This is a genomic window from Bacillus sp. EU63 (genome assembly GCF_038592915.1).
In the GTDB taxonomy this organism is placed as follows: domain Bacteria; phylum Bacillota; class Bacilli; order Bacillales; family Bacillaceae; genus Bacillus; species Bacillus velezensis.
Genome location: NZ_CP151944.1, coordinates 12,501 through 35,944, shown reverse-complemented (window position 1 = coordinate 35,944; position 23,444 = coordinate 12,501). Strand labels below are relative to the sequence as shown.

Genomic DNA, 23,444 nt, shown 5'->3' with positions numbered 1-23,444 from the left:
AAAACTAGATAACAGTAAGCATACATTCAAATTGGTTAAGTCCTCGATCGATTAGTATCTGTCAGCTCCATGTGTCGCCACACTTCCACCTCAGACCTATCAACCTGATCATCTTTCAGGGATCTTACTTCCTTGCGGAATGGGAAATCTCATCTTGAGGGGGGCTTCATGCTTAGATGCTTTCAGCACTTATCCCGTCCGCACATAGCTACCCAGCGATGCCCTTGGCAGAACAACTGGTACACCAGCGGTGCGTCCATCCCGGTCCTCTCGTACTAAGGACAGCTCCTCTCAAATTTCCTGCGCCCGCGACGGATAGGGACCGAACTGTCTCACGACGTTCTGAACCCAGCTCGCGTACCGCTTTAATGGGCGAACAGCCCAACCCTTGGGACCGACTACAGCCCCAGGATGCGATGAGCCGACATCGAGGTGCCAAACCTCCCCGTCGATGTGGACTCTTGGGGGAGATAAGCCTGTTATCCCCGGGGTAGCTTTTATCCGTTGAGCGATGGCCCTTCCATGCGGAACCACCGGATCACTAAGCCCGACTTTCGTCCCTGCTCGACTTGTAGGTCTCGCAGTCAAGCTCCCTTGTGCCTTTACACTCTGCGAATGATTTCCAACCATTCTGAGGGAACCTTTGGGCGCCTCCGTTACCTTTTAGGAGGCGACCGCCCCAGTCAAACTGCCCACCTGACACTGTCTCCCCGCCCGATAAGGGCGGCGGGTTAGAAGGTCAATACAGCCAGGGTAGTATCCCACCGATGCCTCCACCGAAGCTGGCGCTCCGGTTTCCAAGGCTCCTACCTATCCTGTACAAGCTGTACCAACATTCAATATCAGGCTGCAGTAAAGCTCCACGGGGTCTTTCCGTCCTGTCGCGGGTAACCTGCATCTTCACAGGTACTATAATTTCACCGAGTCTCTCGTTGAGACAGTGCCCAGATCGTTGCGCCTTTCGTGCGGGTCGGAACTTACCCGACAAGGAATTTCGCTACCTTAGGACCGTTATAGTTACGGCCGCCGTTTACTGGGGCTTCAATTCGCACCTTCGCTTACGCTAAGCGCTCCTCTTAACCTTCCAGCACCGGGCAGGCGTCAGCCCCTATACTTCGCCTTACGGCTTCGCAGAGACCTGTGTTTTTGCTAAACAGTCGCCTGGGCCTATTCACTGCGGCTCTCTCGGGCTTGCACCCTAACAGAGCACCCCTTCTCCCGAAGTTACGGGGTCATTTTGCCGAGTTCCTTAACGAGAGTTCTCTCGATCACCTTAGGATTCTCTCCTCGCCTACCTGTGTCGGTTTGCGGTACGGGCACCTCTCACCTCGCTAGAGGCTTTTCTTGGCAGTGTGGAATCAGGAACTTCGCTACTATAATTCGCTCGCCATCACAGCTCAGCCTTCACGGGAAACGGATTTGCCTATTTCCCAGCCTAACTGCTTGGACGCGGATATCCAATACCGCGCTTACCCTATCCTCCTGCGTCCCCCCATTGCTCAAATGGTGAGGAGGTGGTACAGGAATATCAACCTGTTATCCATCGCCTACGCCTTTCGGCCTCGGCTTAGGTCCCGACTAACCCTGAGCGGACGAGCCTTCCTCAGGAAACCTTAGGCATTCGGTGGAGGGGATTCTCACCCCTCTTTCGCTACTCATACCGGCATTCTCACTTCTAAGCGCTCCACAAGTCCTTCCGGTCTTGCTTCACAGCCCTTAGAACGCTCTCCTACCACTGTTCGAAGAACAGTCCGCAGCTTCGGTGATACGTTTAGCCCCGGTACATTTTCGGCGCAGAGTCACTCGACCAGTGAGCTATTACGCACTCTTTAAATGGTGGCTGCTTCTAAGCCAACATCCTGGTTGTCTAAGCAACTCCACATCCTTTTCCACTTAACGTATACTTTGGGACCTTAGCTGGCGGTCTGGGCTGTTTCCCTTTCGACTACGGATCTTATCACTCGCAGTCTGACTCCCAAGGATAAGTCATCGGCATTCGGAGTTTGACTGAATTCGGTAACCCGGTAGGGGCCCCTAGTCCAATCAGTGCTCTACCTCCGAGACTCTTACCTTGAGGCTAGCCCTAAAGCTATTTCGGAGAGAACCAGCTATCTCCAGGTTCGATTGGCATTTCACCCCTACCCACACCTCATCCCCGCACTTTTCAACGTGCGTGGGTTCGGGCCTCCATTCAGTGTTACCTGAACTTCACCCTGGACATGGGTAGATCACCTGGTTTCGGGTCTACGACCACGTACTCAATTCGCCCTATTCAGACTCGCTTTCGCTGCGGCTCCGCATCTTCTGCTTAACCTTGCACGGGATCGTAACTCGCCGGTTCATTCTACAAAAGGCACGCCATCACCCGTTAACGGGCTCTGACTACTTGTAGGCACACGGTTTCAGGATCTCTTTCACTCCCCTTCCGGGGTGCTTTTCACCTTTCCCTCACGGTACTGGTTCACTATCGGTCACTAGGGAGTATTTAGCCTTGGGAGATGGTCCTCCCGGATTCCGACGGAATTTCACGTGTTCCGCCGTACTCAGGATCCACTCAGGAGAGAACGAAGTTTTGACTACAGGGCTGTTACCTCCTATGGCGGGCCTTTCCAGACCTCTTCATCTACCTCGTTCCTTTGTAACTCCGTACAGAGTGTCCTACAACCCCAAGAGGCAAGCCTCTTGGTTTGGGCTGGTCCCGTTTCGCTCGCCGCTACTCAGGGAATCGCATTTGCTTTCTCTTCCTCCGGGTACTTAGATGTTTCAGTTCCCCGGGTCTGCCTTCTCATATCCTATGTATTCAGATATGGATACCACTCCATTACGAGTGGTGGGTTTCCCCATTCGGAAATCTCCGGATCAAAGCTTGCTTACAGCTCCCCGAAGCATATCGGTGTTCGTCCCGTCCTTCATCGGCTCCTAGTGCCAAGGCATCCACCGTGCGCCCTTTCTAACTTAACCGTTAAAAAGAATCACTACGTGATATCTTGCATTACTAATTGAATGTGAATTACTTCTGTTATCTAGTTTTCAAAGAACACGTTGGTGGAGCCTAGCGGGATCGAACCGCTGACCTCCTGCGTGCAAAGCAGGCGCTCTCCCAGCTGAGCTAAGGCCCCGTATTGGGTAAAGATGGTGGGCCTGAGTGGACTCGAACCACCGACCTCACGCTTATCAGGCGTGCGCTCTAACCAGCTGAGCTACAGGCCCATCTACCATATGAAAGAATCAAAGTTCCTTCAAAACTAAACAAGACAGGGAACGTTCTGTTTATAAGACCCAAGGTCTTATATTCCGTTAAAATCCTTAGAAAGGAGGTGATCCAGCCGCACCTTCCGATACGGCTACCTTGTTACGACTTCACCCCAATCATCTGTCCCACCTTCGGCGGCTGGCTCCTAAAAGGTTACCTCACCGACTTCGGGTGTTACAAACTCTCGTGGTGTGACGGGCGGTGTGTACAAGGCCCGGGAACGTATTCACCGCGGCATGCTGATCCGCGATTACTAGCGATTCCAGCTTCACGCAGTCGAGTTGCAGACTGCGATCCGAACTGAGAACAGATTTGTGGGATTGGCTTAACCTCGCGGTTTCGCTGCCCTTTGTTCTGTCCATTGTAGCACGTGTGTAGCCCAGGTCATAAGGGGCATGATGATTTGACGTCATCCCCACCTTCCTCCGGTTTGTCACCGGCAGTCACCTTAGAGTGCCCAACTGAATGCTGGCAACTAAGATCAAGGGTTGCGCTCGTTGCGGGACTTAACCCAACATCTCACGACACGAGCTGACGACAACCATGCACCACCTGTCACTCTGCCCCCGAAGGGGACGTCCTATCTCTAGGATTGTCAGAGGATGTCAAGACCTGGTAAGGTTCTTCGCGTTGCTTCGAATTAAACCACATGCTCCACCGCTTGTGCGGGCCCCCGTCAATTCCTTTGAGTTTCAGTCTTGCGACCGTACTCCCCAGGCGGAGTGCTTAATGCGTTAGCTGCAGCACTAAGGGGCGGAAACCCCCTAACACTTAGCACTCATCGTTTACGGCGTGGACTACCAGGGTATCTAATCCTGTTCGCTCCCCACGCTTTCGCTCCTCAGCGTCAGTTACAGACCAGAGAGTCGCCTTCGCCACTGGTGTTCCTCCACATCTCTACGCATTTCACCGCTACACGTGGAATTCCACTCTCCTCTTCTGCACTCAAGTTCCCCAGTTTCCAATGACCCTCCCCGGTTGAGCCGGGGGCTTTCACATCAGACTTAAGAAACCGCCTGCGAGCCCTTTACGCCCAATAATTCCGGACAACGCTTGCCACCTACGTATTACCGCGGCTGCTGGCACGTAGTTAGCCGTGGCTTTCTGGTTAGGTACCGTCAAGGTGCCGCCCTATTTGAACGGCACTTGTTCTTCCCTAACAACAGAGCTTTACGATCCGAAAACCTTCATCACTCACGCGGCGTTGCTCCGTCAGACTTTCGTCCATTGCGGAAGATTCCCTACTGCTGCCTCCCGTAGGAGTCTGGGCCGTGTCTCAGTCCCAGTGTGGCCGATCACCCTCTCAGGTCGGCTACGCATCGTCGCCTTGGTGAGCCGTTACCTCACCAACTAGCTAATGCGCCGCGGGTCCATCTGTAAGTGGTAGCCGAAGCCACCTTTTATGTCTGAACCATGCGGTTCAAACAACCATCCGGTATTAGCCCCGGTTTCCCGGAGTTATCCCAGTCTTACAGGCAGGTTACCCACGTGTTACTCACCCGTCCGCCGCTAACATCAGGGAGCAAGCTCCCATCTGTCCGCTCGACTTGCATGTATTAGGCACGCCGCCAGCGTTCGTCCTGAGCCAGGATCAAACTCTCCGATAAAGTGTTTGACTGACTACGCACATCGCTGTGCGATTTATTTAAAACTTTGAATTAACAGGTACGTTTTGTCTTGTTTAGTTTTCAAAGAACTTTGTTCGTCGCTCTTGAAGCGACTTAATTATCTTAACACATCGGTGTTAGTTCCGTCAACAACTTTTTAAAATTTCTTTTTCAAAAATTCGTTTCGTCATCAGCGACGTATATTAGAATACCACCCTTGATCTAACATGTCAACAATAATCGACAAATTAAATGATGAAGCGTTTAATGACTATCAAAGCCGCGATGCCGGGAATCCCCAGAATCCCGCTGATGCCCGTTGTAATCAGGTTAACAGGGATATGAATACCGAGACTGCCCCCGAACAAGTTCACACCCACCAGCAGAATCGCACCGGCAATAAACTTAATCGCAGTCACACCAATCCATCTTAGCGGTTTTGAAGATACTCCCCATAAAAAAAGCAAAGCAACCAGACCGACAATCAAACCGATAATGAAAAAAGGCTCCATGAATCTTCCCCCTCGCTTGTTTAGTACAAGCTTATGAGAAGATCCCGGAGAATAGACCTCTTACTTCCATCTGCTCATTTTCAAATTCCGCTGCTTCGCTTCTTTCAAATAAAAAAAGTACTTAGATTCAGCGACTTTCAGCTCAAACAACACCTCAGCGGAGGGCTCGAGACTTTTCTCGACCAGACTCTTCTGTCTGTTCCATTCTTCTTTTTGTTTAAAGAGCTGTTCTATCAGCTTCTCATCAAACTCTTTTCTTAATGTATTTCTGCGAAGAAAACCCATGCCTTGCCTTTTCCTCCCTTACAATTCACGTCTTCCTTCAAGAGCTTTTGAAAGAGTGACCTCATCAGCATATTCCAAATCACCGCCGACGGGCAGACCGTGGGCAATACGGGAGAGCTTGATGCCTGAGGGCTTTAACAGCCTTGATATATACATCGCTGTTGCTTCCCCTTCAATATTAGGGTTGGTTGCGAGAATAACTTCTGTCACTTGATCATCCTGAAGACGTTTCAGCAGCTCCGGAATCTTAATATCCTCCGGGCCGATGCCGTCCATTGGTGAAATCGCGCCGTGAAGAACATGATACTGGCCGTTATATTCCTTCATTTTCTCCATTGCGATCACATCCTTAGGGTCCTGCACGACACAAATAACAGACTTATCCCTTCTTGTGTCCTCACATATATAACAAGGGTCCTGATCTGTTATATGTCCGCAAATCGAGCAATATGTCAGATTCCGCTTCGCATTGACAAGCGCCTTAGCAAAATCCAATACTGTGTCTTCTTTCATACCTAGAACAAAAAAAGCCAGACGAACCGCTGTTTTCGGTCCGATCCCTGGCAATTTCATAAAGCTGTCAATCAGCTTTGATATTGGTTCAGGATACTGCATGTTTATTTATCCCCCTAGAATAAACCCGGTATGTTCATTCCTTTTGTAAATTGTCCCATTGTCTCATTCGTCATGTCATCCACTTTTTTGAGGGCGTCGTTTGTCGCAGCAAGAACCAGGTCCTGAAGCATTTCGATATCTTCCGGATCAACGACTTCTTCTTTAATGGCAACGTCTACAACTTCTTTTTGGCCGTTGACTTTTACAGTCACCATACCGCCGCCCGCTGTGCCTTCGAGCACTTTTTCAGCAAGCTCCTCCTGAGCCTTCGCCATATCCTTTTGCATTTTTTGCATTTGTTTCATCATTTTTTGCATGTTTCCCATTCCGCCACGCATATTCAATCACTCTCTTTCATCTTATTAGTCTTTTATTTCGATTAAATCCGCTCCGACAAGTTTTTTCGCCTCTGCAATCAGCGGATCTTCTTCAGCCGGTTCGTTTGATCCTTCACTTTCCTGCTGGTGATCATTTAAAAATTCTTCTCTTATTTTACCCCATTGTGCTTCCGGAACGCCAATCAAATCCATTCTTTTCCCGAGCATTGATTCGAGAATCTGTTCAAGATTCGTACGGACTCCGTTATTGTCTTCTGCAACCATTTTACAATGGATTTCGTATTTAAATTTAAGCACAAATGCCTTTTGAGCTGCAGCCACCGGTTCACTGTCATTCAAAAGAGCCGCATGAGACACCTTATTCTGCTGTTTCAGGTGTGCCAGCAGCTTGCCCCAGCTGCTTTTAAGCTGTTCAAGATCAGGTCTTGTGGCTTCCTTCAATATCTCATGAATTCTTCCGACCGGGGCTTTATAATGGCTTTTTCCGCCTTTTTGAGGACGCGGAGCTTCTTTCGGAGCGCTTTCCATCTGAACCTTCACACCGGAGGTTTTCAGCCTTTCTACTTCCTGCTCAAGCTGCTGGATCTTATTCATCAGCATGCCGACCTCAGGGATGTCTCCGGCGGATTGCTGTGCCGTCTGGCATATTTTCACGACAGCCACTTCAAAAAAGATTCTTGGGTGGTTCGTCCACTTCATTTCCTGATGGCTTTTATTCAGGATATCAATCATCTCATATAAAGCGGGGGCCGGTATATCACCGCTCAGATTCCGGAACGTTTCATCGACCTTCACCTTCTCCAGGACTCCTTCTAAACCGGGAGCGGCCTGGTACAAGAGCATATCCCTGAAATAGAAAATCATATCTTCAATCAGTTTGGCCGCATCTTTCCCCTGCTGGAGCAATTCATTCAGTGTTTCCAATGCCTCAGAAACCTGTTTGCGGTGAAGAGCAGATGCCAGTTTTCCAATATAGTGCTGAGAAACGGCTCCGGTAATGAGCAATGCGTCATCCACCGACAGCTCCCCGCCGCTGAATGATACGGCTTGATCGAGCAGGCTCAGCGCGTCCCTCATTCCTCCGTCCGCAGCACTCGCTATGATATCAAGGGCTCCTTCTTCCACCTTCAGCTGCTCTGCATCGACGATTGTCTTCATTCGTCCGACAATTGCTTTGGATGTAATCCTTTTGAAGTCAAAACGCTGACACCTGGAGATAATGGTTAAAGGAATCTTATGAGGCTCAGTCGTAGCTAATATGAAAATGCAATGTGCCGGCGGTTCTTCCAGCGTTTTCAGAAGCGCATTGAATGCGCCGATAGAGAGCATATGCACCTCATCTATAATATATACTTTGTAGGTGACGGCCGACGGGGCGAATTTTACTTTGTCACGGATGTCGCGGATTTCGTCTACGCCGTTATTCGACGCCGCATCTATTTCAATCACATCTGATATAGAGCCGTTTGTGATCCCCTTGCACGCCGCACATTCATTGCACGGTTCTTCTACGGGGGCGTGCTCACAGTTGACTGCTTTCGCAAATATTTTAGCTGCACTGGTTTTTCCCGTTCCCCGCGGCCCAGAAAACAGATATGCATGAGAAAATTTCTTTTGCAAAAGGGCATTTTGCAGCGTTTTCGTAATGTGTTCCTGTCCGACCACATCTTCAAACTGCTGAGGCCTAAATACTCGATATAAAGCTTGGTAACCCACAGGATGCGCCCTCCTCTGTTATTCATCATGTTTATTATACATGAACGTGCTTTTAACGCCAAAACCCGTTTTTCATATACGAAAAAACTCACCTGCCATAAACAGGTGAGTCTGAAATTTGATGATTGATTTACCGTGCACCTTCTGTCGATTCGCTACCCTAAGCGTTACTTAAGCAGTTAGCTCAGCCCAGGCAACCCTGCGGCACATGAGAGGTTTCACTTAATGCTGCTTCCTTCCGGACCTGACATGGTTCATGAATTCCCATTGCGCAGGACCCAGACGTCAACGCCACTTACTTAAGGCAGACCTTACAGTAAACGAACCTCGAGAAGGGATTCGGCCCCGCTAGAGCGGATTGCGGGTACAGGGCACCGCTACCTCCCCGCTTAGCACGGCAAAATAAATATCAAATTTTGATATGCGCACCATTCATGATGCACACATAAGTATATCTGCTTCAGGCAGAAAATGCAACCGTACTACTCAGACAACTTTTTCCTCATGTCTTTCTTTTGCCGGCGCAGCTTTCTGAAAAAAGCGCTGAGCATTTCTCCGCACTCTTCTCCGAGCACTCCGCTCACCACTTCCGCTTGGTGGTTGAACCGCTCTTCCTGCAAGAGGTTCATCAGCGTTCCTGTACAGCCCCCCTTGGGATCAAATGCGCCGAATACGACCTTATCGACTCTCGAAAGCACGACGGCTCCCGCGCACATCGGACACGGCTCCAAAGTGACATAAAGAACGGCATCCTCAAGTCTCCATGTCCCCAGCTTACGGCACGCTTCGTCTATCGCCAGCATTTCGGCGTGGGCAAGCGACCTCTGTTCAGTCTCCCGCAGATTATGCGCCCGCGCCACGATCTCATCGTGCAGAACAAGAACTGCTCCGATCGGCACTTCACCTTTCGCTTCGGCTTTCTTCGCTTCTTTTATGGCTTCTCTCATATAATATTCATCATTCATAGGTTCGAGCTCTCTTCTCAAGTTTTTTCATGTCTCATAAAGGTTAAAATAGGAATACCCCAGCAGAAAGGAGTTGCCGGTATTGTCTGAACCTAACAACACAGCCCTTCTGATTGTCGATATGATTAACAATTTTCAATTTGATATGGGCGAACGACTTGCTGAAAAAACCAAACAAATTGTCCCCCGTATTTTATCATTAAAGAAGCATGCAAAACAAAGCAACTGGCCGATTATTTATATTAATGATCATTACGGGCTTTGGAAGGCTGATATTGATGCCATCAGGGAGGAATGCAGCAACGACAGAAGCGCCCCCATTATAAAAGATATTTCGCCTCAGCCGGATGATTATTTTCTCATTAAACCGAAGCATTCCGCTTTTTACGAAACGGCGCTTCACACCCTTCTGACCGAATTACAAGTGAACCGATTAATCATCACGGGGATTGCCGGGAACATTTGTGTGCTGTTCACGGCCAACGACGCTTATATGAGAGAATACAGCATTACCATTCCGAAAGACTGCACCGCTTCCAATAACGACGAAGACAATGATTTCGCTTTGACCATGATGGAGAATGTTCTCTTCGCGGAAATAACCACGGAAAAACAAATTACCGCCGAAAAATAAACATGATCAGCCTCCTTTTTTCATACATTTAATAGCGGATATGAAAGGAGGCGTTTTTCATTCAGATCTATATAGTGAAACGGGGCGACACGCTTTCCGCTATTGCGGCGCGCTACCGGACAGCCGCAAATGTCATTGCGGAAGCAAATAAACTGCCTAATCCGAATACATTGGTTGTCGGACAAACCCTTGTCATCCCGATTGAGGGTCAATATTACGAAGTGAAACAAGGTGATACTCTCGCGTCAATCGCCGGCCGTTTTCATATATCGGCCGCGGAGCTTGCGAGGGTGAACGGAATTCAGCCCGGCACCACATTGAGAGTCGGAACCCGCCTTTACATTCCGCAGCAGGCGAATAAGCCCGATATCGAATCAAACGCATATATAGAACCGCGGGGAACGAGCGTAAGCGCTAATCTGCAGCAGGCGGCAAGGGAGGCCTCTCCTTATTTAACATACCTCGGCGCATTCAGTTTTCAAGTGCAGCGGAACGGGACTTTAAAGGAACCGCCTCTGACCAATTTAAAAAGCATCAGTGACAGGCACAACACCGCACTGATGATGATCATCACCAACCTTGAAAATGACGCATTCAGCGATGAACTCGGGCGGCTCATCTTGAATGACAATACAGTGAAAACAAAACTTTTTCAGGAAATCGTCTCCACGGCTAAAAAGCACGGCTTTCGCGATATTCACTTTGATTTCGAATATTTACGTCCACAGGACAGAGAAGCCTACAATCGTTTTTTACGTGAAGCGAGGACGATTTTTCATCGGGAAGGCTGGAAGATTTCAACGGCGCTTGCTCCGAAAACGAGCGCGACTCAGGCCGGCAAATGGTACGAAGCACATGACTATAGGGCACATGGAGAAATCGTCGATTTTGTCGTGATCATGACATATGAGTGGGGATACAGCGGAGGCCCGGCTCAGGCCGTATCACCTATCGGCCCTGTAAGAAATGTCATTGAGTACGCGCTGACGGAAATGCCTTCTTCAAAAATCGTCATGGGCCAGAATATGTACGGCTATGATTGGACACTGCCTTTCAAACAGGGAACGACAGCGAAAGCCGTCAGTCCTCAGCAGGCAATCGCTCTGGCAGCACGCCATAAAGTTGACATTCAATATGATGAAACCGCCCAGGCTCCATTCTTTCATTACACGGATGAAAATCAGAGACGGCATGAAGTATGGTTTGAAGACGCACGATCCATTCAAGCAAAATTCAATTTAATTAAAGAACTGCATTTAAGAGGGATCAGCTATTGGAAACTCGGCCTTTCTTTCCCGCAAAACTGGCTTTTGCTCGGCGATCAATTTCATATTGTAAAAGAGACGTTTCGTTAATTGGAAGCGTCTTTTTTCATGGGCTTTTCTGAGAGTGTGATACAATATAAAGGCCGGCAGCTGACGGATGTTTGCAGAATTAAGGAGGATTTTCAATGAACAGAGCCCCTTTTATCGCGGTAGAAGGTCCTATCGGGGCAGGAAAAACGACACTCGCTACGATGCTTTCTGAAGAGCTCGGTTTTCCTATGATTAATGAGATTGTGGAAGACAATCCTTATCTCGATAAGTTTTATGACAATATCGAGGAGTGGAGTTTCCAGCTTGAAATGTTTTTTCTATGTCACAGGTATAAACAGCTTGAAGACACCGATCGAGATTATTTAAAACAAGGACAGCCCGTTTTGTCCGATTATCATATTTATAAAAATGTTATTTTCGCAGAGCGTACATTGCACGGCCAAAAGCTTGAGAAATATAAGCAGATTTATCATCTGCTCACTCACGACCTGCCGAAACCGAATGTTATTGTATACATAAAGGCAAGCCTGCCGACATTGCTTCAACGCATTGAAAAACGCGGGCGCCCATTTGAGAAAAATATCGAACATCAATATCTGGAACGTCTCATTGCAGATTACGACACAGCCATCAGACAGCTTCAGGAAGAAGATCCGAATATATCTGTACTGACCATTGACGGTGATACTGAAGACTTTGTTTTGAATAAGACAGACTATGAAAGAATTGCCCGTCAGGTAAAGGAGCTTATTAAATGAAAGACATTCATATTCCAAACAACGCCATTATAACAGTAGCGGGAACAGTAGGAGTCGGAAAATCGACTTTGACCAAAGCTTTAGCAAAACGGCTCGGGTTTCATACCTCACTCGAAGAAGTGGATGAAAATCCTTATTTAGAGAAGTTTTATCACGATTTTGAACGCTGGAGCTTCCATTTGCAAATTTATTTTCTGGCTGAGCGGTTCAAAGAGCAGAAAAATATGTTTGAATCAGGCGGCGGATTCGTGCAGGACCGTTCGATTTATGAAGATACAGGCATATTCGCAAAAATGCATGCCGATAAAGGAACCATGTCGCTGACAGATTACACAACATACACAAGCCTATTTGAGGCGATGGTCATGACGCCGTACTTCCCGCATCCTGATGTTTTGATCTATTTAGAAGGCGACCTTGAAAACATTATAAACCGGATTGAAAAGCGGGGCCGCGAGATGGAGCTGCAGACAAACCGCTCCTATTGGGAAGAGATGTATACACGGTACGAAGACTGGATCAGCGGTTTTAACGCCTGCCCTGTGCTGAAAGTACGCATTGAAGATTATGACCTTGAAGCTGATGAACAGTCACTGGAACCTTTGATCGAAAAAATCAGTCACGTGATCAACGAAAACAGAAACAAATAAAAATAATAAAGCGATTTTCCCCGAACAGAGAAAATCGCTTTTTTTGCATATAAAAAATCCGCTGCATCACATGCAGCGGACAAAACAATCTCCAATATATGCTCGAGTTTCATTAGGTTTAAAATCAATATGGCGGAGGAAGAGGGATTCGAACCCCCGCGGGCTTTGACACCCCTGTCGGTTTTCAAGACCGATCCCTTCAGCCAGACTTGGGTATTCCTCCGTATCGACATTTAATAATATACCACATGACCTAAATTTCAGTCAAGCGCTTTTTCATATTTTTTATTTCATTTCTTAAACGGCTTGTCCGTCAGCTTTATTATCATACAAAAGACTTGAGTTCAATTCAACCTCAGTATGCCATACGGGCAGGAAAACACAGTAAAAATCAAGAATAGCTTCAAACAGATAACCTGCTCATAAAGGTGGAGAACATAATGAAAATCATCATTGCACCCGATTCTTTCAAAGAAAGCATGACATCAAAAGAAGCAGCTGACAGCATAGAAAAAGGATTCAAAGCGGTCTTCCCTGACGCGGAATATATCAAGATACCCGCGGCTGACGGCGGAGAAGGAACCGTTCAGGCTTTGACGGATGCCACTGGCGGGAGCATCATCAAAAAAACTGTGACCGGTCCGCTGGGAACGCCGGTAAACGCCGCATATGGACTTCTGGGAGACGGACGCACGGCAGTCATTGAAATGGCGGAAGCATCGGGACTTCATCTCGTTCCCCGCCATCTCAGAGATCCGTTGAACACAACGACAAGAGGAACGGGTGAACTGATAGCAGATGCAGCTTCCCGCGGGGCGGGTGAGATCATCATCGGTCTTGGCGGGAGCGCAACCAATGACGGCGGAACAGGAATGGCGAGCGCGCTCGGTGTGCGTTTCTTAAATGAGGAAGGTCAGGAGATACCTGATGGCGGAGGCGCTCTGCACACCTTAGCTTCTATTGATATAAGCGGTCTCTCTCCTGATCTGAAACATATCCGTTTTCGCGCCGCATGTGATGTCGAAAATCCCCTGACCGGTGAAAACGGCGCGTCATATGTCTTCGGCCCGCAAAAAGGGGCGTCCGAGAAGACTAAAGTTGTATTGGATCGCAACTTACGCCATTTCGCTGAGGTATTGAGACGTCAGCACGATATCGAAGCGGATACCGTAAAAGGCGCGGGTGCCGCAGGGGGACTGGGCGCCGGACTGATTGCTTTCTTACAGGCAGAACTTCAAAGCGGGATTGATGTTGTATTAGATACACTGTCCTTCTCAGATCAGATAAGAGGCGCTGACCTTGTCATTACCGGAGAGGGGCAGATAGACGGACAAACGATATTCGGCAAAACCCCCGTCGGGATCGCCGCACGCGCATCTGCTCAAGAAATTCCCGTTATCGCATTGGCAGGCTCCTTAGGCAAAAATTTCGAGCATGTTTACAGCGCAGGAATAACAGCTGTATTTTCTATCGTGCCGGGTGCTGTAAGTCTTGAAGACGCCTTAGCATCCGGCCGTTTTAACCTTGAAAGCACAGCCCTGAATGCCGCCGCTCTATACCGGGCAGCAAAAAAGGCGCGCCTCTAGGGCGCACCTTTTACGGTTTGATGACTTCTTTATTTCCCAGATAAGGACGAAGCACTTTCGGAATAATGACACTTCCGTCCTCTTGCTGATAGTTTTCTAAGATGGCAGCTACTGTTCTGCCGACTGCAAGACCTGAACCGTTTAATGTATGCACATGCTCCGGCTTGCCTTTCGCTTCGCGTCTGAATCGAATGTTTGCGCGTCTCGCCTGGAAGGCCTCAAAGTTACTGCAAGAAGAAATTTCACGGTATGTGTCTTGGCTTGGAATCCATACCTCAATATCGTACTTTTTCGCGGCTGTAAAGCCGAGATCACCGGTACACATGCTCATGACACGATACGGCAGTTCGAGCAGCTGAAGCACCCGCTCGGCTTGATTTGTCAGTTTTTCAAGCTCCTCATAAGAATCTTCAGGCTTCACGAATTTCACAAGCTCAACCTTGTTGAACTGATGCTGGCGGATCAAACCGCGTGTATCACGGCCGGCAGACCCCGCTTCTGAACGGAAGCAAGCGCTGAATGCGGCATAATTGATCGGCAGGTTCTCACCGGATAAGATTTCATCGCGGTGCATATTTGTAATCGGCACTTCCGCCGTCGGAATTAAGAAATAATCCTCTTCTCTGATTTTAAAAGCATCCTCTTCAAATTTAGGAAGCTGTCCTGTACCTGTCATGCTCGTACGGTTTACCATATAAGGAGGAATGACTTCCGTGTAATCATATTCATCAACGTGAAGATCCAGCATAAAGTTGTAGAGCGCGCGTTCGAGGCGGGCGCCTAATCCTTTATAAAACACAAACCGGCTGCCTGTTACTTTTGAAGCGCGTTCAAAATCAAGAATGTTTAAATGGTCTGCGATATCCCAATGCGGTTTCGGCTCATATGAAAATGCCGGCGCCTCTCCCCACTTGCGAATTTCAATGTTATCATCTTCCGTTTCCCCGACGGGCACTGAATCGTGCGGGATGTTCGGAATAGACAGAAGGATGGTTTCGAGCGTCGTTTCGACAGTACGAAGCTCTTCATCAAGCTTCTTAATTTCTTCGCCCACTTCACGCATCTCTTTAATAATATGATCAGCGTCTTTTTTCTCCCGTTTCAAAACGGCGACCTGCTGAGACACTTCATTGCGTTTTCCCTTCAGTTCTTCTACTTTACCGATAAGCTCTCTTCTCTTTTCGTCCAGCTCTTCAAACTTGTCAAAGTCAGATAAGTCTTCGCCTTTTGGAATGAGCTTCGCTTTTACCTCTTGAAAATTGGCTCTCAGCACCTTCGTATCAATCATGCCTAACAACTCCTATCTGTTTTTATCGAAAATAAAAAAGAGCCCTCATCCCCTAAAAGGGACGAGAGCTCTCGCGTTGCCACCCTGATTGAAAACAAGCTCACACTTGCTTCCCGCTTTAACACATAACGGTTTTCCCGTAAATGCCTACTTGTTTTCAGCATTTCGCTCAAGGACGGATTCGGACAGCATCTTTCACCGATTCGCACCACCCATCGGCTCTCTTTGAAAGAGAGGCTCCCTACTGCTTCCTGTCAACGCTTTTCGATCTTTATTTGTGTTTATAATGTACTATAAGTATCAGCGGTTTTCAACTGTTTTATACAGCGGTTTCCTGCTTATGCTTTTCCGCCATCTTCACAAACAGCTCTGTCACCCGGTGATCATCCGTCAGTTCAGGATGGAACGAGCAGCCGAGGAAATTTCCCTGCTTTGCAGCCACGATGCGTCCGTTATGCTCACAAAGCACTTCAACATCTTCTCCGGCTTCTAAAATATGCGGTGCGCGAATAAATACACCCGTAAACGGCTCATCAAGGCCTTTAATCGTCAGATCAGCTTCAAAGCTGTCGACCTGACGGCCAAAGGAATTACGCTCGACAACAACGTTCAACAGCCCTAAATGAGCGTTATCCGTTCCCGCTATCTCTTTGGCTAAGATAATCAGACCGGCGCATGTGCCGAACATCGGCTTGCCTTGGGCGGCAAACTCGCGAAGCGGCTCCATAAAATGATACGTATCCATTAAACGCCGCATTGTCGTGCTTTCCCCGCCCGGCAGGATTAAGCCGTCGATGTCATTCAGCTGTTCAGGACGCTTAATGACGACACCTTTTGAACCACATGCTTCAATTGAACGAATATGTTCTCTTACTGCTCCTTGAAGTCCAAGTACACCAATTGTTAACATGCTTCCAGCTCTCCTATGGTTTTACCAGCCGCGTTCTTGCATACGCTGTTCCGGCAATAGATTTGAGATTTCGATTCCTTTCATTGCTGTGCCTAATTCTTTAGAAAGCTCAGCGATCAGTTTGTAGTCTGTGTAATGAGTCGTTGCTTCAACAATTGCTTTGGCGAATTTAGCAGGGTTGTCTGATTTGAAAATACCTGAACCGACAAATACGCCGTCAGCGCCAAGCTGCATCATCAATGCCGCGTCAGCAGGCGTCGCTACTCCGCCGGCAGCAAAGTTCACTACAGGCAGTTTGCCGTCACGTTTGATTTGAAGAAGCAGTTCATAAGGAGCGCCGAGGTTTTTAGCTTCAGTCATCAGCTCATCATCGCTCATCGCAGCAACTTTGCGCACTTGCGCGTTTACTTTTCTCATATGGCGGACAGCTTCCACAATGTTTCCTGTTCCCGGTTCGCCTTTTGTACGAAGCATGGAAGCTCCTTCGGCGATACGGCGAGTTGCTTCGCCGAGATCACGGCAGCCGCATACGAACGGGACTGTATATTCATTTTTATTTAAATGAAATTCTTCGTCAGCCGGAGTCAGAACTTCACTTTCATCGATGTAATCTACCCCCATTGCTTCAAGGACACGCGCTTCAACGATATGTCCGATACGCGCTTTTGCCATTACGGGAATGGATACAGCATTCATTACTTCTTCAACGATTGTCGGATCAGCCATGCGGGCAACACCGCCGGCAGCGCGAATATCAGCCGGAACGCGTTCTAACGCCATTACAGCAACAGCTCCCGCCTCTTCCGCAATCTTCGCTTGTTCAGCATTTACAACGTCCATGATGACGCCGCCTTTTTGCATTTCCGCCATGCCGCGTTTTACACGATCAGTACCTGTTTGAGCCATTATTTGGTCCCCCTAGTCAATGTATAGTTAGATAATTTCCATCTCTTATTGTATCCCAGAAATACAATATTTCATATGGGTATTCTTATTTTACAGCGAGATGAATAAGATAGATATCATTTTTTTACTAATAATTTGGTTTTTTCAGTATATTAAGCAAAAGAGCCCTAACTTTCATCAGAGCTCTTTCTTATTTCTTAAAACCAGCCTGTTACCGTGTCAACGGCGCTGTTCCAGATACCGGAGAAGAATCCGCCGATGCCGCGCATCATCTGAACAAACCAGTTTACTTTATCTACATCATTTTTCGTTACAAGATTCACGCTGAACTCTTTGGATTTGAGGAAGCCATAGTCTTTGTCACTGCCTTTGTATGTAACTGTCAGCGTTCCGACTTTCGTTCCCTTTTTCACAGGAGCCGTGATTTCTTTTTTATCTAAAGTCACTTCGGCTTTATAATTCTTTTCATCCCCGCTTTTCACAGGAATAGAAAGCGCCTTGTCAGTAACAATATCGACTTGCTTGTCTTTCCCTTTTTCAACGTCAATCGTTTTATGCCCTTTTACTTGAGAGCCTTCAGGGTAAAGATCTTTCATTGAAAAATTGCTGTTAAATGCGTAATCGAGCATTTTTTTCGTTTCATCAAAACGTCCGGTATGCAGGTTGCCTTTTGCGTTTAATACAACGGTGATGACCCGCATTCCGTTCCGCTGTGCTGTGCTTGTAAAACAAGATCCCGCAGAATCAGTAGAACCCGTTTTTAAGCCGTCAACGCCAGGGTATTCAGAAACAAGACCTTTTAACATGAAGTTCCAGTTCGGCATGTCCATTTCATCATCAGTGCCGGCTCTGAATTTCGTCTTAGCAATGCTTGTTGTTTTGAGAACTTCCGGATAATCAGTGATCAGGCGGTCTGCAAGAAGCGCCATGTCTTTAGCAGAAACTTCACTTTCTTCTTTAACGCCTTCTCCTTGCGGCTGTTTGCCGTGAAGATCTTCATTCACAAGCCCTGTGGCATTTTTAAAATCATAGTTTGTCATACCTAATTCTTTGGCTTTCGCATTCATTTCAGCGACAAATTTTGTTTCAGTTCCGGCAAGAATTTCGGCAACTGCAATCGCGGCTCCGTTGGCAGAGTAAATCGCCATAGCCTGATACAGTTCTTTAACCGTGTATTTGCCGTCTTTTCGAAGGGGGACGTTTGATAAACTGTTGTCTTGAGAAATTTCATAGACATAATCATCAGGAGTATACGTTTGATCCCATTTCACTTTTCCTTCTTTAATGGCTTCCAGAAGCAGATATTCAGTCATCATTTTTGTCATGCTGGCAATCGGCAGTCTTTTGTCTGCATTTTTACTGTATAAAATTTTTCCCGATGAAGCCTCAATCATTATCGCAGCTGATGCGTTGACATCAATCGGGTCATTGCCGGCTGCCTCCGCTTTAGACATCGGAACAAAGCAAGTTGCGGCCAGTGCCAGTACCACTAATGACACCAACAGCTGTTTCCATTTCGTGATGTTCAATCTTACGACCTCCGTCATTCATTTTAAATCTATAATTAAGCCGTTAAGGACATATTCAAATTCAAAACACAACAGTATAAATTTTATCACACTCGATATAAAAAAAATAGACAGAGTCAGCGACCCTGTCAAATGTTTTTTATTTGTAACAATTATGAGATTGTGTAGTTTGGTGATTCTTTCGTAATTTGGACATCATGCGGATGACTTTCGCGAAGACCGGCACCTGTCATACGGATGAATTGAGCCTCTTCTCTTAAAGCACGCAAGTCTTTTGAACCGCAATATCCCATACCTGAACGAAGACCGCCGACAAGCTGATACACTGTTTCTTCTACAGGACCTTTGTACGGAGTCCGTCCTTCGATACCTTCAGGGACGAATTTCTTATTTTCTTCTTGGAAATATCGGTCTTTACTGCCTTTTTCCATGGCAGCGACAGAACCCATACCGCGATACACTTTAAATCTTCTGCCTTGATAGATTTCAGTCTCTCCCGGGCTTTCTGAAGTACCGGCAAGCAGGCTTCCGAGCATTACGGCATGTCCGCCTGAAGCCAACGCTTTCGTAATATCTCCTGAGAATTTAATACCGCCGTCTGCGATAATTGTCGCGCCGTGTTTTCTCGCTTCAGTGGCACAATCATAAATGGCAGTGATCTGCGGTACGCCTACACCTGCAACGACGCGTGTCGTACAGATAGAACCAGGCCCGATTCCCACTTTGACAATATTTGCTCCGGCTTCAATCAGAGCTTTTGTCGCTTCAGCCGTTGCAACATTTCCTGCGATAATGTTCAGTTCAGGATATGTTTCACGGATTTTCGCAACTGTGTTCAGTACGCCTCTGGAATGTCCGTGAGCCGTATCAACCACGATAACGTCGACATTCGCTTCAACAAGCTTGCTGACGCGTGTCATTGTATCGCCTGTCACGCCTACCGCAGCGCCGACAATAAGGCGTCCGTGTTCATCTTTAGATGAATTCGGGAATTCGATAACCTTTTCAATATCTTTGATCGTGATAAGACCTTTTAATTTGTTTTGGTCATCCACTAACGGAAGTTTTTCAATTTTATGTTTCTGTAAGATTTTTTCTGCTTCGTCTAATGTGGTTCCCACAGGAGCCGTAACCAGCTCTTCTTTTGTCATGACATCACTGATTTTCATTGAATAATCAGAGATAAAGCGAAGATCACGGTTTGTAATGATACCGACAAGCTTTTGATCGTCTTTATTATCTACAATCGGAACACCGGAAATTCTGTATTTACCCATCAAATGCTCCGCATCGAATACTTGATGATCAGGTGTTAAAAAGAAGGGATTTGTAATAACGCCCCGTTCAGAACGTTTGACTTTGTCAACATGTTCAGCCTGCTGTTCGATGGACATGTTTTTATGGATAATGCCCAAGCCGCCCTGTCTGGCCATCGCAATCGCCATAGCTGATTCTGTTACTGTATCCATTCCCGCACTGATGACAGGAATATTAAGCTTTAACGTCTTTGTCAGTTCAACAGATAAATCCACATCACGCGGAAGTACGTCTGATTGAGCCGGTACGAGCAGTACATCATCGAACGTTAAGCCTTCTTTTGAAAATTTACTTTCCCACATTAGTAAATCCCCCTCTTTTCGGCAAAATATTATATGTAGATTATCAACTAGAAAACAGCATGTCAAGGAAGCGAAAAAGAGTTGAAATATTTAGATAAAGGAAAGGGTTTAAAAATACGTATGAGAGATCATGAGTGGAAAGAGTTATCATTATTTTATTCCGTAGAATCTTCCCAGAAATTTCTAAATAAAGTCTATACAGAAAGCGGCATGGAAGAACCAAAACGATATGCGTTTAAGAACAGTGAGCGCTTCATATTCTTTATCAAACACGCCGAGTCCTTTTATAAGCAGGCATCTCTTTCCCCTTTAGAAATTAAGCCTATTCTGTTGTTTTACGGGATGTCACAATTGCTGAAAGCCTGTCTTCTGACCACAGATCCAAGCTACCCAAGCCATGCCTCAGTACTCGCGCATGGCGTGACTGCCCGGAAACGCAAAAAGCAAAATTACTCCTTTAGGGATGATGAAGTGAAGGTGCAGCGCAATGGCTTATGTATTCATGTAATGAAGCACTTATTCGGAATAGCTGGTCTTGAGGAGGAACGGTACACAATGAAGAAATTGCTGACAGCCATACCTGAATTGCATACTGTCTTTTACTTCCAAGAGAAAAAGAATTGGCTGACCCGAGTAGAGCTGAAAGATGACCTTATTTCAGTGCCTGAGCATGCGGTGATTCATTACAATATGTCTGATTCCCGCTTTGCTGAATATATCAGCCATCATTTGAAGTGGTCTTTTCTGAGGAAAGACCATAACCACTTGGTTTTTGAGGCTGAGCCGATAGACAGAGAACCTTGGTCTTCGCCAAATTTATTGTTTCACTTGGAGAAAAATCAATATTACATTCCCTCTCAGCGTGATCACTTCCTGCATCTTCCGGAAATGATTATTCATTATTTGGTTCTCTATAATATCGGAATGATTGCGAGATATGAAACGGAGTGGTGGTATGAACTGCTGACACAGCATGTCAGTGATGATTATGTGATGATCCGGCGGTTCTTAGAGGTCACGGAACGCAAATTTCCGTATTACGTTTCTAATTTCCTGAAGCAATACTTATAAACAAAAAAGGCAGCTCATGATGAGCTGCCTTTACCGTAATGATAGCTTGGCGGCGTCCTACTCTCACAGGGGGAAACCCCCGACTACCATCGGCGCTGAAGAGCTTAACTTCCGTGTTCGGCATGGGAACGGGTGTGACCTCTTCGCTATCGCCACCAAACCATTGAGAGTGTTCTCTCAAAACTAGATAACAGTAAGCATACATTCAAATTGGTTAAGTCCTCGATCGATTAGTATCTGTCAGCTCCATGTGTCGCCACACTTCCACCTCAGACCTATCAACCTGATCATCTTTCAGGGATCTTACTTCCTTGCGGAATGGGAAATCTCATCTTGAGGGGGGCTTCATGCTTAGATGCTTTCAGCACTTATCCCGTCCGCACATAGCTACCCAGCGATGCCCTTGGCAGAACAACTGGTACACCAGCGGTGCGTCCATCCCGGTCCTCTCGTACTAAGGACAGCTCCTCTCAAATTTCCTGCGCCCGCGACGGATAGGGACCGAACTGTCTCACGACGTTCTGAACCCAGCTCGCGTACCGCTTTAATGGGCGAACAGCCCAACCCTTGGGACCGACTACAGCCCCAGGATGCGATGAGCCGACATCGAGGTGCCAAACCTCCCCGTCGATGTGGACTCTTGGGGGAGATAAGCCTGTTATCCCCGGGGTAGCTTTTATCCGTTGAGCGATGGCCCTTCCATGCGGAACCACCGGATCACTAAGCCCGACTTTCGTCCCTGCTCGACTTGTAGGTCTCGCAGTCAAGCTCCCTTGTGCCTTTACACTCTGCGAATGATTTCCAACCATTCTGAGGGAACCTTTGGGCGCCTCCGTTACCTTTTAGGAGGCGACCGCCCCAGTCAAACTGCCCACCTGACACTGTCTCCCCGCCCGATAAGGGCGGCGGGTTAGAAGGTCAATACAGCCAGGGTAGTATCCCACCGATGCCTCCACCGAAGCTGGCGCTCCGGTTTCCAAGGCTCCTACCTATCCTGTACAAGCTGTACCAACATTCAATATCAGGCTGCAGTAAAGCTCCACGGGGTCTTTCCGTCCTGTCGCGGGTAACCTGCATCTTCACAGGTACTATAATTTCACCGAGTCTCTCGTTGAGACAGTGCCCAGATCGTTGCGCCTTTCGTGCGGGTCGGAACTTACCCGACAAGGAATTTCGCTACCTTAGGACCGTTATAGTTACGGCCGCCGTTTACTGGGGCTTCAATTCGCACCTTCGCTTACGCTAAGCGCTCCTCTTAACCTTCCAGCACCGGGCAGGCGTCAGCCCCTATACTTCGCCTTACGGCTTCGCAGAGACCTGTGTTTTTGCTAAACAGTCGCCTGGGCCTATTCACTGCGGCTCTCTCGGGCTTGCACCCTAACAGAGCACCCCTTCTCCCGAAGTTACGGGGTCATTTTGCCGAGTTCCTTAACGAGAGTTCTCTCGATCACCTTAGGATTCTCTCCTCGCCTACCTGTGTCGGTTTGCGGTACGGGCACCTCTCACCTCGCTAGAGGCTTTTCTTGGCAGTGTGGAATCAGGAACTTCGCTACTATAATTCGCTCGCCATCACAGCTCAGCCTTCACGGGAAACGGATTTGCCTATTTCCCAGCCTAACTGCTTGGACGCGGATATCCAATACCGCGCTTACCCTATCCTCCTGCGTCCCCCCATTGCTCAAATGGTGAGGAGGTGGTACAGGAATATCAACCTGTTATCCATCGCCTACGCCTTTCGGCCTCGGCTTAGGTCCCGACTAACCCTGAGCGGACGAGCCTTCCTCAGGAAACCTTAGGCATTCGGTGGAGGGGATTCTCACCCCTCTTTCGCTACTCATACCGGCATTCTCACTTCTAAGCGCTCCACAAGTCCTTCCGGTCTTGCT

The 23,444-nt window shown here is 47.6% G+C and carries 17 protein-coding genes, 3 tRNA genes, 4 rRNA genes, 1 other RNA gene and 1 other annotated feature (1 of these 26 only partly in view); of the genes, 6 read left to right on the top strand and 19 right to left on the bottom strand.

Annotated features, from left to right (window positions below; translation table 11 throughout):
• Positions 1-31: 31 nt before the first annotated feature.
• From NYE38_RS00175 to tadA, 11 genes are all read right to left on the bottom strand, one after another.
• Positions 32-2,961, bottom strand: a 23S ribosomal RNA gene (locus NYE38_RS00175).
• A gap of 82 nt (positions 2,962-3,043) precedes the next feature.
• A tRNA-Ala gene (locus NYE38_RS00170) sits at positions 3,044-3,119 on the bottom strand.
• Positions 3,120-3,133: 14 nt separating this feature from the next.
• Positions 3,134-3,210 (bottom strand) — tRNA-Ile (locus NYE38_RS00165).
• Between the two features lie 100 nt (positions 3,211-3,310).
• A 16S ribosomal RNA gene (locus NYE38_RS00160) occupies positions 3,311-4,860 on the bottom strand.
• The 16S and 23S rRNA genes sit together here with 2 tRNA genes alongside, the layout of an rRNA operon.
• A 248-nt stretch (positions 4,861-5,108) precedes the next feature.
• The gene (locus tag NYE38_RS00155; RefSeq protein ID WP_003150686.1) at positions 5,109-5,372 is read right to left on the bottom strand and encodes a pro-sigmaK processing inhibitor BofA family protein; all 264 of its coding nucleotides are present in this window, start codon (positions 5,370-5,372) and stop codon (positions 5,109-5,111) included.
• Between the two features lie 60 nt (positions 5,373-5,432).
• Entirely contained in the window at positions 5,433-5,657 is a 225-nt protein-coding gene (locus NYE38_RS00150; protein WP_007408755.1) for a YaaL family protein, read from the bottom strand.
• Between the two features lie 18 nt (positions 5,658-5,675).
• Positions 5,676-6,272, bottom strand: coding sequence for a recombination protein RecR (gene recR / locus NYE38_RS00145; RefSeq protein WP_003150697.1), 597 nt, complete (start codon positions 6,270-6,272; stop codon positions 5,676-5,678).
• 14 nt (positions 6,273-6,286) lie between these two features.
• Positions 6,287-6,610: a YbaB/EbfC family nucleoid-associated protein gene (locus tag NYE38_RS00140; RefSeq protein WP_003150700.1), complete on the bottom strand. Its 324-nt coding sequence runs from the start codon at positions 6,608-6,610 to the stop codon at positions 6,287-6,289.
• A 24-nt stretch (positions 6,611-6,634) separates the two neighbouring features.
• Positions 6,635-8,326 carry a DNA polymerase III subunit gamma/tau gene (dnaX, locus tag NYE38_RS00135; protein WP_014416713.1) on the bottom strand — a complete coding sequence of 564 codons (1,692 nt, stop codon included), beginning with the start codon at positions 8,324-8,326 and terminating at the stop codon, positions 6,635-6,637.
• 133 nt (positions 8,327-8,459) lie between these two features.
• An RNA gene (ffs, locus tag NYE38_RS00130) (signal recognition particle sRNA large type) lies at positions 8,460-8,724 on the bottom strand.
• An 84-nt stretch (positions 8,725-8,808) separates the two neighbouring features.
• The gene (gene tadA, locus NYE38_RS00125; RefSeq protein WP_007615141.1) at positions 8,809-9,291 is read right to left on the bottom strand and encodes a tRNA adenosine(34) deaminase TadA; all 483 of its coding nucleotides are present in this window, start codon (positions 9,289-9,291) and stop codon (positions 8,809-8,811) included.
• An 82-nt stretch (positions 9,292-9,373) separates the two neighbouring features.
• Between tadA and NYE38_RS00120 the strand changes: the two genes are divergently transcribed.
• The 4 genes from NYE38_RS00120 to dck all read left to right on the top strand — a co-directional run bounded on the left by NYE38_RS00120 (position 9,374) and on the right by dck (position 12,649).
• Entirely contained in the window at positions 9,374-9,925 is a 552-nt protein-coding gene (locus NYE38_RS00120) for an isochorismatase family cysteine hydrolase (RefSeq protein ID WP_014416712.1), read from the top strand.
• 71 nt (positions 9,926-9,996) lie between these two features.
• Positions 9,997-11,280 carry a glycoside hydrolase family 18 protein gene (locus tag NYE38_RS00115; protein WP_032864421.1) on the top strand — a complete coding sequence of 428 codons (1,284 nt, stop codon included), beginning with the start codon at positions 9,997-9,999 and terminating at the stop codon, positions 11,278-11,280.
• Positions 11,281-11,375: 95 nt separating this feature from the next.
• Positions 11,376-11,999, top strand: coding sequence for a deoxyguanosine kinase (gene dgk, locus NYE38_RS00110; protein ID WP_017419506.1), 624 nt, complete (start codon positions 11,376-11,378; stop codon positions 11,997-11,999).
• Positions 11,996-12,649 (top strand): deoxyadenosine/deoxycytidine kinase, encoded by a 654-nt coding sequence (gene dck, locus NYE38_RS00105; protein WP_007615132.1) that lies wholly within the window; start codon positions 11,996-11,998, stop codon positions 12,647-12,649. The genes dgk and dck overlap by 4 nt, the downstream gene beginning before the upstream one ends.
• Before the next feature lie 130 nt (positions 12,650-12,779).
• Here dck and NYE38_RS00100 read toward each other — a convergent pair.
• Positions 12,780-12,872: transfer RNA gene (locus NYE38_RS00100), tRNA-Ser, on the bottom strand.
• A 217-nt stretch (positions 12,873-13,089) separates the two neighbouring features.
• On the opposite strand from NYE38_RS00100, the gene NYE38_RS00095 reads away from it, so the two are divergent.
• Positions 13,090-14,235 carry a glycerate kinase gene (locus NYE38_RS00095; protein WP_340801524.1) on the top strand — a complete coding sequence of 382 codons (1,146 nt, stop codon included), beginning with the start codon at positions 13,090-13,092 and terminating at the stop codon, positions 14,233-14,235.
• Positions 14,236-14,245: 10 nt separating this feature from the next.
• On the opposite strand, the gene serS is transcribed toward NYE38_RS00095, so the two are convergent.
• The 5 genes from serS to guaB all read right to left on the bottom strand — a co-directional run bounded on the left by serS (position 14,246) and on the right by guaB (position 20,487).
• A complete protein-coding gene (gene serS / locus NYE38_RS00090) occupies positions 14,246-15,523 on the bottom strand; it encodes a serine--tRNA ligase (protein ID WP_021494551.1) in 1,278 nt (425 codons plus the stop codon).
• 54 nt (positions 15,524-15,577) lie between these two features.
• Positions 15,578-15,790 (bottom strand) — a binding site (T-box leader).
• Between the two features lie 52 nt (positions 15,791-15,842).
• Positions 15,843-16,433 carry a pyridoxal 5'-phosphate synthase glutaminase subunit PdxT gene (gene pdxT, locus NYE38_RS00085; RefSeq protein ID WP_007615126.1) on the bottom strand — a complete coding sequence of 197 codons (591 nt, stop codon included), beginning with the start codon at positions 16,431-16,433 and terminating at the stop codon, positions 15,843-15,845.
• A 21-nt stretch (positions 16,434-16,454) separates the two neighbouring features.
• On the bottom strand, positions 16,455-17,339 hold the full coding sequence (gene pdxS / locus NYE38_RS00080; protein WP_016937306.1) for a pyridoxal 5'-phosphate synthase lyase subunit PdxS: 885 nt from the start codon (positions 17,337-17,339) through the stop codon (positions 16,455-16,457).
• 197 nt (positions 17,340-17,536) lie between these two features.
• Entirely contained in the window at positions 17,537-18,868 is a 1,332-nt protein-coding gene (gene dacA / locus NYE38_RS00075; protein WP_017419503.1) for a D-alanyl-D-alanine carboxypeptidase, read from the bottom strand.
• A gap of 152 nt (positions 18,869-19,020) precedes the next feature.
• Positions 19,021-20,487, bottom strand: coding sequence for an IMP dehydrogenase (gene guaB / locus NYE38_RS00070; protein ID WP_003150717.1), 1,467 nt, complete (start codon positions 20,485-20,487; stop codon positions 19,021-19,023).
• Positions 20,488-20,607: 120 nt separating this feature from the next.
• On the opposite strand from guaB, the gene NYE38_RS00065 reads away from it, so the two are divergent.
• The gene (locus NYE38_RS00065; RefSeq protein WP_025650403.1) at positions 20,608-21,558 is read left to right on the top strand and encodes a YaaC family protein; all 951 of its coding nucleotides are present in this window, start codon (positions 20,608-20,610) and stop codon (positions 21,556-21,558) included.
• 44 nt (positions 21,559-21,602) lie between these two features.
• Here the strand turns inward: NYE38_RS00065 and rrf are convergent.
• Both rrf and NYE38_RS00055 read right to left on the bottom strand, forming a co-directional pair.
• Positions 21,603-21,718, bottom strand: a 5S ribosomal RNA gene (rrf, locus tag NYE38_RS00060).
• A 50-nt stretch (positions 21,719-21,768) separates the two neighbouring features.
• Positions 21,769-23,444, bottom strand: a 23S ribosomal RNA gene (locus NYE38_RS00055); it runs 1,254 nt beyond the window's last position.

What these genes read in the sequence shown, in the direction of transcription:
- tadA (WP_007615141.1), bottom strand. Translation starts at nt 9,291, where the DNA reads ATGAATGATGAATATTATATGAGAGAAGCCATAAAAGAAGCGAAGAAA.
- dck (WP_007615132.1), top strand. Translation starts at nt 11,996, where the DNA reads ATGAAAGACATTCATATTCCAAACAACGCCATTATAACAGTAGCGGGA.
- guaB (WP_003150717.1), bottom strand. Translation starts at nt 20,487, where the DNA reads ATGTGGGAAAGTAAATTTTCAAAAGAAGGCTTAACGTTCGATGATGTA.
- NYE38_RS00065 (WP_025650403.1), top strand. Translation starts at nt 20,608, where the DNA reads ATGAGAGATCATGAGTGGAAAGAGTTATCATTATTTTATTCCGTAGAA.
- NYE38_RS00095 (WP_340801524.1), top strand. Translation starts at nt 13,090, where the DNA reads ATGAAAATCATCATTGCACCCGATTCTTTCAAAGAAAGCATGACATCA.
- NYE38_RS00155 (WP_003150686.1), bottom strand. Translation starts at nt 5,372, where the DNA reads ATGGAGCCTTTTTTCATTATCGGTTTGATTGTCGGTCTGGTTGCTTTG.
- NYE38_RS00140 (WP_003150700.1), bottom strand. Translation starts at nt 6,610, where the DNA reads ATGCGTGGCGGAATGGGAAACATGCAAAAAATGATGAAACAAATGCAA.
- NYE38_RS00150 (WP_007408755.1), bottom strand. Translation starts at nt 5,657, where the DNA reads ATGGGTTTTCTTCGCAGAAATACATTAAGAAAAGAGTTTGATGAGAAG.
- pdxS (WP_016937306.1), bottom strand. Translation starts at nt 17,339, where the DNA reads ATGGCTCAAACAGGTACTGATCGTGTAAAACGCGGCATGGCGGAAATG.
- recR (WP_003150697.1), bottom strand. Translation starts at nt 6,272, where the DNA reads ATGCAGTATCCTGAACCAATATCAAAGCTGATTGACAGCTTTATGAAA.
- pdxT (WP_007615126.1), bottom strand. Translation starts at nt 16,433, where the DNA reads ATGTTAACAATTGGTGTACTTGGACTTCAAGGAGCAGTAAGAGAACAT.
- serS (WP_021494551.1), bottom strand. Translation starts at nt 15,523, where the DNA reads ATGATTGATACGAAGGTGCTGAGAGCCAATTTTCAAGAGGTAAAAGCG.
- dgk (WP_017419506.1), top strand. Translation starts at nt 11,376, where the DNA reads ATGAACAGAGCCCCTTTTATCGCGGTAGAAGGTCCTATCGGGGCAGGA.